Origin of the sequence: Parapedobacter brassicae, assembly GCF_051400755.1 — a bacterium.
In the GTDB taxonomy this organism is placed as follows: Bacteria; Bacteroidota; Bacteroidia; order Sphingobacteriales; family Sphingobacteriaceae; genus Parapedobacter.
In genome coordinates this window covers 16,195-29,136 of sequence record NZ_JBLFFL010000009.1, presented here as the reverse complement: position 1 = coordinate 29,136, position 12,942 = coordinate 16,195, and the positions used below count along the sequence as shown (strand labels likewise).

Sequence of the window (12,942 nt, the reverse complement as noted above, 5' to 3'; positions counted from 1 at the left end):
TCTATTTGAGGTTATCCCGGTATATTTTTGCCTTCTTGATTTCCGTTTGGATATCTTTTTTGCCGGGGGTCATGCCCAGCACCCGTTCGAAATCCGCGATGCTCTTGTCATAAGCCGATGTCGCCGCCGCTTTATCGTAATTGGCCGTTCCGGAGGTTCCAAGCAATATACCCAAGTCGCGATAGGCAATGCCCCTGTTTTGATAATACTTCACGTCACCCGCGTTTAGCTCAATGGCTTTGGTATAATCGGCAATGGCCGCCGTCAGCATTTTTTCCCGACTGCTGGAACTGATCTTCATATCGGTTTCTACCGCCAGGATATTACTGGCTTTCCCCCGATAGTAATATGCCGACTCATGATCCGGAAGCAACTGCACCACTTTGCCAAACGATTCCAACGCTTTCCGGTATTCCCCGATCTGATATTGCGAATACCCCAACATGTACATCACGTCCGGATCGCCCGCTTCCGCTGGAAGCGCTTTCTGTAAATGATTGGCGGCCGCTTTAAAATCACCATCGATCAACGCTTTTTGTCCCAACCGCACGTTGGGATTGCTCGGGGCCGTTTCTGTTGTCTGGCCGTGCGCAGCCAATACCGTCACACACAAGACTCCGCCCAGTACACTTCGATTAAATTTTTTAAGAAACATGTTCAATTTATTCATCACTTTTAAATTATAAAAAAATCCGGTCTGCACGACTGCTCCATCACCAATACGAGGTCACCCTTGCAATTTCCGTGCTACAAAATCGCCCTACGTACAAACATACTCATAATTGCGTTCAAATACAATTTGCTCCGGTGCCACACCGTAGACGCTTTTACTTAAAACTTGAAAAGAATTATTTTATTATTCCTGCCCCCGCTTTCTTAAGCCTTTTTATATATTAGCGTTCATATTGCCCAATTAATACCGGCCGTAAACGTGCCATATGCTGCCCAAGCAGCTGACTTTTTTTCAGCAAGCATGCCTTATTAGCGAAATGTTTGGAAAGCGAGGTATTGGCATAGGCATTGCGATTGATAGTAAACGCATATAGTTTAAGGTTCGCACGATTGATGGCTGCCAATATGGCGCCAATAACGATAAGAAGATATACATGAGCAATTTTGATCCATTCGATTTTAACCAGGCAATACCCATCATCAATGAAGACACGGAATTCTTTCCCCTGTTGAGCCAGCAAGATGAGGATGAGATGAGCAATGCCGACTTGCCGGAGTCGCTTTCCATCCTGCCCTTGCGCAATACCGTCTTGTTCCCCGGCGTGGTCATCCCCATCACCGTAGGCCGGGATAAATCCATTAAGCTGGTCAAGGACGCCTATAAAGGCGATCGCATCATCGGCGTGGTGTCGCAGCAAAATATGGCGATAGAGGACCCGACGTTTGAGCAGCTCAACAAGGTTGGCACGGTGGCCATGATCATCAAGATCCTGCAAATGCCCGATGGCAACACCACCGTGATCATCCAGGGTAAGCAGCGTTTCAAATTGCGTGGCCTGATCCAGGCTGAGCCATACATCAAGGCCCAAATCGAACGGTTTGAAGAGAAAAAACATAAATCCACCAGGGAGTTTAATGCCTTTATCTCATCCATCAAAGAGATGGCGTTGCAAATCATCCAGCTTTCGCCGCACATCCCCAGCGAAGCAGGGATTGCCATCAAAAACATCGAAAGTCCGGCATTCCTGATCAACTTCATCTCCTCCAACCTCAATACGGATGTGCAGTTCAAGCAACAATTGCTCGAAATTGCAGACTTGGATAAACGGGCATCAAAAGTATTGGAACAGCTTAACCTGGAACTTCAATTGCTGGAGCTTAAAAACCAGATACAGAATAAAGTCAGGGGCGATTTAGACAAGCAGCAGCGCGACTATTTCCTCAATCAGCAATTGAAGACGATTCAGGAAGAGCTGGGCGGCAACACGCCCGACCTGGAGATGGAAGATCTGCGCAAGCGCGCCAAGGCCAAAAAATGGTCAAAAGACGTCCATATACATTTCACCAAGGAGCTCGATAAGTTAGCGCGCATCAACCCGGCGGCCGCGGATTATTCCGTGCAGGTCAACTACCTGGAACTGCTGCTCGAACTGCCTTGGGAAGCGTTCACCAAAGATAACTTCGATCTGCACCGCGCACGGCGCATTTTGGACCGCGATCACTATGGCTTGGAGAAGGTAAAGAAGCGGATCATTGAATACCTCGCCGTATTGAAGTTGAAAAGCAACATGAAGGCGCCCATCCTCTGTTTGGTGGGGCCTCCGGGCGTGGGGAAAACATCACTGGGCAAATCCATCGCGAAGGCGCTTGGTCGTAAGTATACACGGATGGCCCTCGGCGGCATCCGGGATGAGGCCGAAATCAGGGGGCATCGGAAAACATACATCGGTGCCATGCCCGGACGCATTATCCAGTCGCTGAAGAAAGCCGGCGCGTCAAACCCGGTGTTTGTCCTTGACGAAATCGACAAAGTAGGGAGCGACTTCCGGGGCGATCCCTCTTCTGCGCTGCTCGAGGTGCTTGATCCTGAGCAAAACAATGCGTTTTACGACCATTATGTCGAGCTGGACTATGACCTGTCAAATGTACTGTTCATCGCTACGGCCAACTCATTGAGCAATATACAACCTGCGCTGCTCGATCGTATGGAGATTATCGAGGTCAACGGCTACACCATTGAGGAAAAAATCGAAATTGCCAAGAAACACCTGATCCCCAAGCAGCGGGAACAGCACGGCCTTCAGGCCATCGACGTCTCGATCCGCCCCAAGGTAGTGGAGAAGATCATTGATGAATACACCCGCGAATCGGGGGTTCGGGGATTGGAGAAAAAAATCGGCTCCATCGTGCGCGGCATTGCTACGCATATCGTGATGGAGGATCCGCTGCCGAAACAGATCGACGCTGAGGCCGTCGAGCGGATCCTCGGTGCTCCGATATTCGACAAGGAATTTTATGAAAGCAATGAAGTGGCCGGCGTGGTCACCGGATTGGCGTGGACCCAAGTTGGCGGTGATATCCTGTATATCGAATCGAGTTTGAGTCCGGGAAAAGGCAAACTGACCCTCACGGGCAACCTGGGCGATGTCATGAAAGAGTCGGCAAGCATTGCCCTGGCTTATCTTCGGGCCAACGCGGATGAATTCGGGATTGACTATGCCGTCTTTGACAAGTGGGATGTGCACATACACGTACCTGCAGGCGCTACGCCCAAGGACGGTCCATCGGCGGGTATTACGATGCTCACCGCCCTGGCTTCAAGCTTCACCCAGCGCAAGGTCAAGGATAAACTGGCCATGACCGGCGAAATCACCTTGCGGGGCCGGGTACTGCCCGTGGGCGGCATAAAGGAAAAGATTCTGGCTGCCAAACGGGCCAATATCAAGGAGGTGATCCTTTCGAAAGCCAACCGGAAAGATGTGCTCGAAATCAAAGAAAGTTATATCAAGGATCTATCCTTCCATTACGTCACCGAGATGCATGAGGTGGTTAATATTGCATTGCTGAAGCAACAGGTCAAAAAGCCGAAGAAGCTGGCGTTGGCGGAAGTCTAAATTAATTATTATCTTAGCTTCATGCTTACAGAGTCGCTGATTATATTAGCGTTAATCCTTTTGAATGGCATTTTTTCCGCTTCCGAGATCGCCATTGTATCGAGCCGGAAGGCGCGCCTGCAGGTGCTCGCAGACCGGAAGAACGCCGCCGCCAAACAGGTCCTGAAGCTGAAGGATTCGCCCAACAGATTCCTCTCAACCGTACAGATCGGCATTACGCTCATCGGCATCCTGACCGGTATTTTCGGGGGCACCACCATCGCCCAGCGCTTAGATGTTCACCTCTCCGAGGTGGCGTGGCTGGATGGTTATAGCTCCCAGATTTCTGTGCTCATCGTGGTCATCTGCATTACGTTCTTTACGCTGGTATTGGGCGAATTGGTACCCAAACGCATCGGCCTGGCCATTCCGGAGAAATACGCCATGGTCGTGGCCTTTCCCATGCATGTTGTCAGCCGAGTAGTCGCGCCTTTTGTATGGCTGCTTAGCGCCACCACCGAAGGGATCGTCAAATTGCTCCGCATCAAGACGTCCCAACACGCGGTAACCGAGGAGGAGATCAAGGCATTAGTGGATGAAGGGGCTGATATTGGAGCGATTGAACACATTGAACATGAAATTGTCGACCGTGTTTTCAGTCTTGGTGATAAAAGGGCGGTCAATTTGATGACCCACCGCAGCAACATCGTGTGGCTGGATATCGATGACGGATATGAAGAGCATAAGCGAACCATTCTGGACAGCGGGCATACCGTGTACCCTGTATGTAAAGGCGGGCTGGATCAGATCATCGGGATGGTGCATATCAAATTCCTGCTCAAGCAATACCTGGTCGAGCAACCGATCAACCTCACGCAGCTGACGCAGCCCGTCAATTATGTACATGAAAATAGCTCTGCTTATAGTATACTCAACAAATTCAAGGATTCCAAAATACACCAGGCCGTCGTACTTGATGAATACGGATCATTGCAAGGCATTGTCACCATCAATGATATACTCAGCAGTCTTGTCGGGGATATTTCAGACGGCGACACGGCCGAGCGACCTGAAATGGTAACGCGCGAGGATGGCAGCATGCTCATCGACGGGCAGTACCAACTCGACAACCTGTTTACGGTACTCAACATCGACGCCTCAGAAGAAGAAGAAAACGGCCTAGGAAACATCAATACCATCGCCGGGCTCGTCCTCCTGAAACTGGGCCACATGCCGACCGCCGGCGAACGGATGCAATGGCAGAACTATGAGTTTGAGGTGATGGACATGGACGGCAACCGCATCGACAAGGTATTGGTCACCTTCCTCGGATAATCAATAAATTGCAAACATTTTTGACGCCATAATGCTTATAGGTATATGATGGCTTATCAAATTGCAGTTTATGTAGGGAGCCTCAGGCAGGCTTCTTTTAACCGGAAAACCGCGAACGCACTGATCGCGCTCGCACCAGAATCGCTCCAGCCCGAGCTCATGGATATCAGCAAATTACCGTTCTATAACGAAGATCTTGACGATTCGCCCCCCGAAGAATGGGTACTTTTCCGCAATCAGCTCAAGGCTTGCGACGGTATTTTGTTCGTGACGCCTGAATATAACCGGTCGATACCCGGTGTCCTTAAAAATGCACTAGACGTGGGGTCCCGTCCCTACGGCGCGAGCGCATGGAATGGCAAACCGGCGGCAGTCGTGAGTGTATCGCCCAGCGCCATCGGCGCGTTTGGCGCTAACCATCACCTGCGGCAGGCGCTGGCGTATCTCAATGTACCCACCATGGCACAGCCCGAGGCCTATATCGGCCATGCAAACAAACTCTTCGGAGATGACGGAAGCCTTGTCAATGCTTCCACCACGAAATTCCTGCGGGATTTCATGGAAGCCTTTGCATCATGGGTAGCCACGATAAACGGCTAAAACCCGCTGCTTCCGTTAAATAATACCTTTGGCGGCCAGTTCCGCTTCCATTTCCTGCTGGAGGGCCAATGCCTCCAGCCGTGCTTTTTCGGCAAAATCGGCTCCTTTAGACGCGTAGATGATAGACCGTGAGGCGTTTACCAGCAAGCCGCAGTCGGCGTTCATTCCGTATCGACAGACATCGTGCAGGCTCCCTCCTTGCGCACCCACGCCCGGCACCAACAGAAAATGTTCGGGCGCATGCTTGCGGATCGTTGCAAAGGCTTCACCGCGGGTGGCCCCTACGACATACATGAGGTTGTCGATGCTGCCCCAGGCATTGGTCTGTTGGATAACCCGCTCGAAAAGCTGCGCCCCCTGTTCATCCCGGATCGGCTGAAAATCCAGTCCACCGGCGTTCGAGGTAAGCGCCAATACAATAGCCCACTTCCCGGCAAATTCAAGAAACGGCTGCACCGAATCATGCCCCATATACGGCGCAATGGTAATGGCATCAAAGCCAAGTCCCGATACCTCCTCTTCAAAAAACGCCTGTGCGTAGCGCCTGGACGTATTGCCGATATCGCCCCGCTTTGCATCGGCGATGCTCAAGCAGTTCTTGGGCAGTGCCGCCCATGTCTTCTGTAAGCTTCTCCAGCCCGCTACGCCCCGACTTTCATAAAATGCGATATTAGGCTTATAGGCCACACATACATCGGCCGTAGCCGCGATGATCTGGCGGTTGAATTCAAAAACCGGATCTTCACCATCAAGCAGGTGTTCCGGGATTTGGTCAATATCGGTATCGAGGCCCACGCATAAAAAAGAGCGCTTCGTTTTGATTTGATGGATGAGTTCCTGCCGGGTCATGCTACTACTTACGCGTTTGTTCGCGCAAACCTAAGACAAATGTCGCTGTTAAAAAAATAAAAACCGTACATTTATCATTCCAATCATGACGAACATCTTTATCACCCGAGCAGTCCCCGAAATCATTAAACAAGCATTAACTGATCACGGCTATACCCTTTCCGAATGGACAGCGAAACGTGACCTGTCCCCCGACGAATTGATCCAGCATACCCTGGACAGTGATGCATTATTCAGTGTCGGCGGGAATCGCATTGACAAGCATTTCCTGAAGGCTTGCAGCCACCTCCGCGTCATTGCAGTGTGCAGCGTAGGGTACGACCACGTCGATGTGGCGGAGGCCACCATGCTTGGCATTCCGATCGGCAATACGCCCGGTGTACTGAGCAAAGCGACGGCCGACACCGCCTTCCTGCTGATGCAGAATGTCGCGCGCAAGGCCATCCATAAACACAAGGAAATTCTACGTGGCCATTGGGGGTTTTTTGACCCCATGGCCGATCTTGGGGTAGACCTGCAAGGCAAAACCCTCGGCATATACGGATTGGGGCGCATTGGTTATGAAATGGCCAAGAGCTGCCATTATGCCTTTGATATGCCCGTCATCTACCACAATAGAGGGCATAACGAGTTGGCCGAAAAAGCGCTGGGCGCTCGTCGGGTTTCGTTTGACGAATTGCTACAGCACAGCGACGTACTCAGTGTACATGCCAACCTCAGCAGCGAGACCAAAGGCATATTTAATCGCGATGTGTTTTCCAACATGAAAAGATCCGCCATTTTCATCAATACGGCAAGGGGGGCCTTGCATCAGGAACAAGACCTCCTCGAGGCATTAGAACAGGGGATGATCTGGGGTGCCGGTCTAGACGTTACAGATCCCGAGCCAATGGCCCCTGATCATCCGCTCCTCGAGCTGCCTAATGTAGCCATCTTGCCCCACATTGGCTCGGCAACACTTGAAACCCGAATGAAAATGATGCAGCTCACGGTCGAAAACCTCCTCGCGGGTCTCCAAGGCAACCCCCTGCCTTACTGTGTCAATCCAGCAGTATACGGCCGATAAGGGGTTATTCCGCAATCAGTTTATGGATAAATTCCGCAACTTCCGGTCGACTATAGTCCGCCATGCCTTCATGGCGTGTGGCTACCTGCCCTTGCTTATCGAGGATGAGCGTCGTGGGGATAGCGCTGCCCAGCCAATTTCCGGGAATTTCCCCCGACGGAACGTGTATGGGTAAACTCAATTTCTTGCTATCCATGAATTGCTTTGATTTTTCGTATTGGTTGTCTACATCTACCATCACGAAGACGACCTGCTCATTGTCCTTAAACTGCTGATACAATTTATCGATGGAAGGCATCTCCGCGATGCAAGGCGGACACCACGTCGCCCAGAAATTGATAAACACCACCTTTCCTTGCTGATTGGCCGCATCGATACGATGACCTTCACCATCGGTAAAAAACACGGACGGCTTGCCTGTTGCCCCGGCCGATGGCTGCGCCACCTGATCCGCACCGGCGGTGAGGTCGGGCTTATACAGGCCCATGGCCATCAAACCCCGGCTTACCCACGCGCGCGTGTCTGGCGTCAATGCCAGCACAACAATGAATAACCCCAAAACAATGGTGACAATCGTTGAAACGCTAATCTTCTTCATACCGATGATACAGGTTCGTCAACACAAACATAGGCAAAAAAACCGTATCTCCCTTACATCTCTCCTTCGACGCCCAACCCGAATAACGCGAAGTCGTATCGTACCGGGTCATCAGCATCCAAGCGCCGGAGGTTTTCCGTCAGCTCCATCGCGGTTTTCCAATCAGACTGCTTCCGTTGGATCAACCCCAATCGCCGTGCAACCCGTTCGACGTGTACGTCACACGGACAGATCAACTGTGCGGGTGTTAGCCGCGTCCACAAGCCAAAATCCACCCCCCTATCGTCCTGGCGGACCATCCACCGTAGGAACATGTTCAGGCGCTTGCATGCCGAATGTTGCTGCGGCGCACTGATGTGCTTGCGTGTGCGCGCGGGATAGTCCGGTAGGCTGAAAAAATAAGCACGGAAATTATTCAACGCCTGCTCCACCCCGAAGGCAGCCCCCTGTAGCCGGTCCATATAGCAAACCGAAGAGGAAAGCCCTATCCCCTCCTCAATCACCGGAAACACCTCCAAGTACTCCTCCCGAAATTCAGTGTGAGTCGCACGGGGGATAAATGCATCCTCCAGCGAATCATACCGCCCGTAATGCGCGCGAAAAAAATGAATGAAGTAAAGCAGGTCCGTGTCATTAAACGTGCGGTGCTTGAACCCCAGCAAATGCTTGAGGTCATGCGGTTGATGGCGTTGCACAAAATCAAAAGGCGCACCATCCATACGGGCGATCAGCTCCGTGCACTTATTGATGATCGTCTTCCGCTGTCCCCACGCCAGCACCGCTGCAAAGAACCCCATGATCTCCACATCTTGCCTGCGTGTAAACCGATGCGGAATGCATATCGGGTCACCATCAATAAACGCCGGCCGGTTGTATTCGTCTACCTTGCGGTCCAGAAAATCTTTGATATCGAACGACATTACCCCAACGCCTGCGCTAAATCCGCCAATAGGTCATCAATATCTTCCACGCCCACACTGATGCGGATGAGGTTATCTACCACCCCCGCTTTCTCCCTGATCTCCTTAGGTATCGAGCCATGGGTCATCGTGGCCGGGTGATTGATGAGCGATTCCACCCCGCCGAGCGATTCCGCCAGCGTAAATACCTTAAAAGATGAGGCTACGCTGAACGTATCCGCCAGCGATGCGTTTTTCAACACAATCGATATCATTCCACCGAAATCACGCATCTGTTTCCTAGCGATGGCGTGACCGGGGTGGTCTTCCAATCCCGGCCAATAGAGGTGCTCAATACGGGGATGATTCTTGAGGTATTCGGCCACCTTACGGCCATTTTCGCAATGCGCCCGCATGCGCAGGTGGAGCGTTTTGATGCCCCGCAATACCAGAAAACTATCTTGGGGACCCGGCGTCGCCCCACAGGCATTGTAATAAAAGAACAAGTTGTCGTACAGTGCCTTATCGTTTACGACCAATGCACCCATCACCACGTCGGAGTGCCCGCCGATATACTTCGTCACCGAATGCATGACGATGTCCGCCCCCAAGTCCAGTGGATTCTGCAAGTAAGGCGAGGCAAAGGTATTGTCCACCGCAAAGAGTACCCCTGCGCCCTTGGCAACCTGTCCGATCGCGGCAATATCCGCCAATTTCAAGGTCGGATTAGTCGGTGTTTCCACCCATATCAGGCGCGTTTTAGCCGTTATTTTTTCGGCGATCTTCTCCGGATCGGAAGCATCCACAAAATGGAATTTGATGCCGTACTGTTCGTATACCTTCGTAAAAATCCGATAGGATCCGCCGTAGAGGTCATCCCCCGTGATCACCTCATCACCCGGTTTAAGCAATTTGAGCACCGTCTCCGTAGCTGACATTCCACTGGAAAACGCCAAGCCATATTGGCCATTTTCCAATGCCGCGATACAATCTTCCAATGCCTTACGAGTAGGATTAGTACCCCGTGAATATTCATATCCCTTATGATCGCCCGGTGCAGCCTGCTGGTACGTCGATGTTTGGTAGATCGGTGTCATCACCGCTCCCGTCGTGGGGTCGGCATGCTGTCCGGCGTGGATAGCCTTTGTTGCGAATTTATATCCCATGGTTATTGCAAATTTCTGATGTGCGGAATGCGGCAAAGTGACCCATCAATAAGCCTTCGCAAACAACACCCGCTGTGTAGAGGGTTTCCCCGTGCGTATGCAGGTACCCGCTTCCGCTATGTTATTCAGCGGGATACAGCGGATGGTAGCTTTGGTTTCTTCCTTGATGAGTTTCTCCGTTTCGACGGTTCCGTCCCAGTGGGCAGATACGAAACCGCCCTGCCCTTCGAGCACCTGCTTAAATTCGTCGTAGGTATTGACCTCCACCGTATTGGCTTCACGAAAGACCGCCGCCTTGTCGTAGATACTGCGCTGCATGTCCTCCAGCAGGCCCGCTATCCGATCGGCCAGGCCGGCTTGGGGTACCGTCTCCTTGGTTTGGGTATCCCGGCGGGCGATCTCCACCGTACCCTGTTGCATGTCACGCGTCCCGACGGCGACGCGTACCGGTACGCCCTTCAATTCCCACTCGGCAAATTTGAATCCCGGGCGGTGTGTATCGCGGTCGTCATACTTCACCGAAATATCCTTGCTTTTCAATTCACCGATGAGCGCATCGGCAACCGCGCCGATCGCCTGTCGCTCCTCGTCGGTTTTGTAGATGGGTACAATGACCACCTGTATCGGTGCCAATTTCGGGGGGAGCACCAGTCCCTGGTCATCCGAATGGGCCATGATCAGCGCCCCCATCAATCGGGTAGACACGCCCCACGAGGTGGCCCATACATAGTCCAGTTTCCCGTCTTTGGCAGTAAATTTCACATCAAATGCTTTGGCAAAGTTCTGCCCCAGGAAGTGCGAGGTACCCGTTTGCAGCGCCTTGCCATCCTGCATCAGTGCCTCTATGCACAAGGTGTCCAATGCCCCGGCAAACCGTTCATTTTCGGTCTTGCGCCCTTTTATGACGGGCAAGGCCATCCAGTTTTCGGCAAAGTCGGCATATACATCCAGCATGCGCTCGGTCTCCTCCACTGCCTCCTCCCGGGTAGCGTGTGCGGTGTGTCCCTCCTGCCATAGAAATTCGGCGGTGCGCAAAAACAGGCGGGTCCGCATTTCCCACCGGACCACATTGGCCCACTGGTTGACCAAAATCGGCAGGTCGCGATACGATTCGATCCATCCTTTATACGTGTTCCAGATAATGGTCTCCGAGGTAGGCCGCACAATGAGTTCCTCCTCCAATTTGGCATCCTCGTCTACCACGATATTACCCGAGCCATCATTCTTCAGCCGGTAATGCGTCACCACCGCGCACTCGGTGGCAAAGCCCGCTACGTGTGAAGCTTCTTTCGAAAAAAAGGATTTCGGGATAAACAAAGGAAAATAAGCGTTGCTGTGGCCCGTGTCTTTGAACATCTTGTCCAACGCGGCTTGCATCTTCTCCCATATGGCATATCCATAAGGTTTGATCACCATGCATCCCCTTACAGCGGAATGCTCGGCCAAGTCTGCTTTCATGACGAGTTCATTGTACCATTGGGAATAATCCGTTTCGCGGCTTGTAATTCCTTTGCTCATAGTGGATTTTTGATAAAAAAAGTTTAACTTTTGCGGATGGACGCACCGTCGAAGCGCGTCTAAAATTTTGCCAAGCAAAGGTAGTCCCTTTTGTCAAATTACCGAACAAAAAAATGAGCCGGGATTAAACCAATCGCGTTAAATGGCGTCTATACAGAGAAAAAGTGGGCTTTAACCAAACGAAAGGAACATAAACATGAAAACCAACAGATTGATAGTCAGTATAATGACCTTATCAAGCATCTCGTTGTTCTTGGGGGCATGTAGCACTTCACGGCAAGTTGCATTCCGCGACGATGTCTATAATACGGACGCCCGGGCTGTGGAAGAAAATTACCAAAGTCCGGATTACTATTACGAAGAGGAGCCGGTACAGGATGATCAATACGCGGAAGACGGATACTATGCGGATGAATATGCGGATACCAGCTATGACAATGAATATTATGCAGACGAATATAGCGACAGCGAATATGCTAACCGGATAAACCGGTTCTATTATAACACACCGGGTTTGGGATACTATGATCCCTGGTTTGACCCCTGGTACGGATTCAACAGCTGGTATGGTCCTGGCTGGGGCTGGGGCGGTGGCTGGAATCTCGGTTTTGGCATGGGCTGGGGCCTTGGTTGGGGCAGCGGCTGGTATAACCCCTATTATGGTGGGTATTGGGGCTGGGGTTCACCCTACTACGGCAGGGGCTTTGGCGGACCATACGCTTACAGCAATTGGGGCTGGGGCGGCATGGGCGGCTATTATCCCGGCTATGCCTATGTTGATAACCGTCGGATGGCGGTACGTTCGTCATCACGTGATCGGATGGGTACCCGTACATCCCGTACGGCCGGTTCGTCTACCCGTACGGCGATCTCCCGTGATGCCAGCGGGCGCATATCTACCCGTACGGTGGCCACACGCGGCAGCGCAGCTCCTGGCGTACGCAGCGGCACCCGTTCGTCGGGCGTTCGCACGGGCGAAGCCGTTCGCCCAAGCAGCGGCACCCGTGGCACTACGCAGGGCGTGAGGAGCGGTACTTCCCGCAGGCCGGCCGGACAAACGGCGAGACCAGCCGGGCAATCGACAAGACCGACATCAACACGGCGTCCCACAGGCAGCAGCGCCCGTCCGGCACAGCCATCATCTTCCCGGCGTCCCAGTGCTGAGCAAGCACGGCCATCAAGGCCCAGCAGCGTAGCGCCAAGGCCGTCATCCGGTAGCCGGGGCGGTTCGGTATCACCCCCCTCGCGGTCTTCTGGTTCATCATCAGGCGGCAGCAGCCGAGGCAGTAGTGGCGGGAGCAGCGGAGGCAGCAGCCGTGGAGGCGGCAGGGGCCGGGGATAATCGGCATCACTCATAACCAACCAT

At 52.4% G+C, this 12,942-nt stretch carries 11 protein-coding genes; 5 read left to right on the top strand and 6 right to left on the bottom strand.

The features are described from left to right. Position 1 precedes the first annotated feature (1 nt). Positions 2-670 (bottom strand): tetratricopeptide repeat protein, encoded by a 669-nt coding sequence (locus ACMGDE_RS18060; protein ID WP_436834230.1) that lies wholly within the window; start codon positions 668-670, stop codon positions 2-4. Positions 671-1,106: 436 nt separating this feature from the next. Between ACMGDE_RS18060 and lon the strand changes: the two genes are divergently transcribed. The 3 genes from lon to ACMGDE_RS18045 are packed head-to-tail and all read left to right on the top strand — an operon-like array spanning position 1,107 to position 5,480. Beyond that, positions 1,107-3,566: an endopeptidase La gene (gene lon / locus ACMGDE_RS18055; RefSeq protein WP_436834229.1), complete on the top strand. Its 2,460-nt coding sequence runs from the start codon at positions 1,107-1,109 to the stop codon at positions 3,564-3,566. Between the two features lie 21 nt (positions 3,567-3,587). Then, positions 3,588-4,880 carry a hemolysin family protein gene (locus ACMGDE_RS18050; RefSeq protein WP_436834228.1) on the top strand — a complete coding sequence of 431 codons (1,293 nt, stop codon included), beginning with the start codon at positions 3,588-3,590 and terminating at the stop codon, positions 4,878-4,880. Positions 4,881-4,928: 48 nt separating this feature from the next. Then, a complete protein-coding gene (locus tag ACMGDE_RS18045) occupies positions 4,929-5,480 on the top strand; it encodes an NADPH-dependent FMN reductase (protein WP_436834227.1) in 552 nt (183 codons plus the stop codon). Positions 5,481-5,495: 15 nt separating this feature from the next. Here ACMGDE_RS18045 and pyrF read toward each other — a convergent pair whose 3' ends face one another. Next, positions 5,496-6,329 carry an orotidine-5'-phosphate decarboxylase gene (gene pyrF / locus ACMGDE_RS18040; RefSeq protein ID WP_436834226.1) on the bottom strand — a complete coding sequence of 278 codons (834 nt, stop codon included), beginning with the start codon at positions 6,327-6,329 and terminating at the stop codon, positions 5,496-5,498. An 85-nt stretch (positions 6,330-6,414) separates the two neighbouring features. Between pyrF and ACMGDE_RS18035 the strand changes: the two genes are divergently transcribed. After that, positions 6,415-7,395 carry a 2-hydroxyacid dehydrogenase gene (locus ACMGDE_RS18035; protein WP_436834225.1) on the top strand — a complete coding sequence of 327 codons (981 nt, stop codon included), beginning with the start codon at positions 6,415-6,417 and terminating at the stop codon, positions 7,393-7,395. A 4-nt stretch (positions 7,396-7,399) separates the two neighbouring features. Here the strand turns inward: ACMGDE_RS18035 and ACMGDE_RS18030 are convergent, their stop codons facing one another. From ACMGDE_RS18030 to proS, 4 genes are read right to left on the bottom strand one after another with little or no spacing between them, the layout of a single operon-like run. Beyond that, on the bottom strand, positions 7,400-7,993 hold the full coding sequence (locus ACMGDE_RS18030; RefSeq protein WP_436834224.1) for a TlpA family protein disulfide reductase: 594 nt from the start codon (positions 7,991-7,993) through the stop codon (positions 7,400-7,402). A 53-nt stretch (positions 7,994-8,046) separates the two neighbouring features. After that, positions 8,047-8,913 (bottom strand): TIGR02757 family protein, encoded by an 867-nt coding sequence (locus ACMGDE_RS18025; protein WP_436834223.1) that lies wholly within the window; start codon positions 8,911-8,913, stop codon positions 8,047-8,049. Beyond that, complete coding sequence (locus tag ACMGDE_RS18020) at positions 8,913-10,058, bottom strand: cystathionine gamma-synthase (protein ID WP_436834222.1); 1,146 nt, start codon at positions 10,056-10,058, stop codon at positions 8,913-8,915. Before ACMGDE_RS18020 ends, ACMGDE_RS18025 begins: the two co-directional genes overlap by 1 nt. Before the next feature lie 45 nt (positions 10,059-10,103). Continuing rightward, positions 10,104-11,576 carry a proline--tRNA ligase gene (gene proS / locus ACMGDE_RS18015; RefSeq protein WP_436834221.1) on the bottom strand — a complete coding sequence of 491 codons (1,473 nt, stop codon included), beginning with the start codon at positions 11,574-11,576 and terminating at the stop codon, positions 10,104-10,106. A 196-nt stretch (positions 11,577-11,772) separates the two neighbouring features. On the opposite strand from proS, the gene ACMGDE_RS18010 reads away from it, so the two are divergent. Beyond that, entirely contained in the window at positions 11,773-12,918 is a 1,146-nt protein-coding gene (locus ACMGDE_RS18010) for a hypothetical protein (protein WP_436834220.1), read from the top strand. The last annotated feature ends 24 nt before the right edge of the window (positions 12,919-12,942 follow it).

Excerpts from the sequence above, each read along its gene's own strand:
- ACMGDE_RS18060 (WP_436834230.1), bottom strand. The coding sequence starts at position 670 with ATGAATAAATTGAACATGTTTCTTAAAAAATTTAATCGAAGTGTACTG.
- lon (WP_436834229.1), top strand. The coding sequence starts at position 1,107 with ATGAGCAATTTTGATCCATTCGATTTTAACCAGGCAATACCCATCATC.
- ACMGDE_RS18050 (WP_436834228.1), top strand. The coding sequence starts at position 3,588 with ATGCTTACAGAGTCGCTGATTATATTAGCGTTAATCCTTTTGAATGGC.
- ACMGDE_RS18045 (WP_436834227.1), top strand. The coding sequence starts at position 4,929 with ATGGCTTATCAAATTGCAGTTTATGTAGGGAGCCTCAGGCAGGCTTCT.
- pyrF (WP_436834226.1), bottom strand. The coding sequence starts at position 6,329 with ATGACCCGGCAGGAACTCATCCATCAAATCAAAACGAAGCGCTCTTTT.
- ACMGDE_RS18035 (WP_436834225.1), top strand. The coding sequence starts at position 6,415 with ATGACGAACATCTTTATCACCCGAGCAGTCCCCGAAATCATTAAACAA.
- ACMGDE_RS18030 (WP_436834224.1), bottom strand. The coding sequence starts at position 7,993 with ATGAAGAAGATTAGCGTTTCAACGATTGTCACCATTGTTTTGGGGTTA.
- ACMGDE_RS18025 (WP_436834223.1), bottom strand. The coding sequence starts at position 8,913 with ATGTCGTTCGATATCAAAGATTTTCTGGACCGCAAGGTAGACGAATAC.
- ACMGDE_RS18020 (WP_436834222.1), bottom strand. The coding sequence starts at position 10,058 with ATGGGATATAAATTCGCAACAAAGGCTATCCACGCCGGACAGCATGCC.
- proS (WP_436834221.1), bottom strand. The coding sequence starts at position 11,576 with ATGAGCAAAGGAATTACAAGCCGCGAAACGGATTATTCCCAATGGTAC.
- ACMGDE_RS18010 (WP_436834220.1), top strand. The coding sequence starts at position 11,773 with ATGAAAACCAACAGATTGATAGTCAGTATAATGACCTTATCAAGCATC.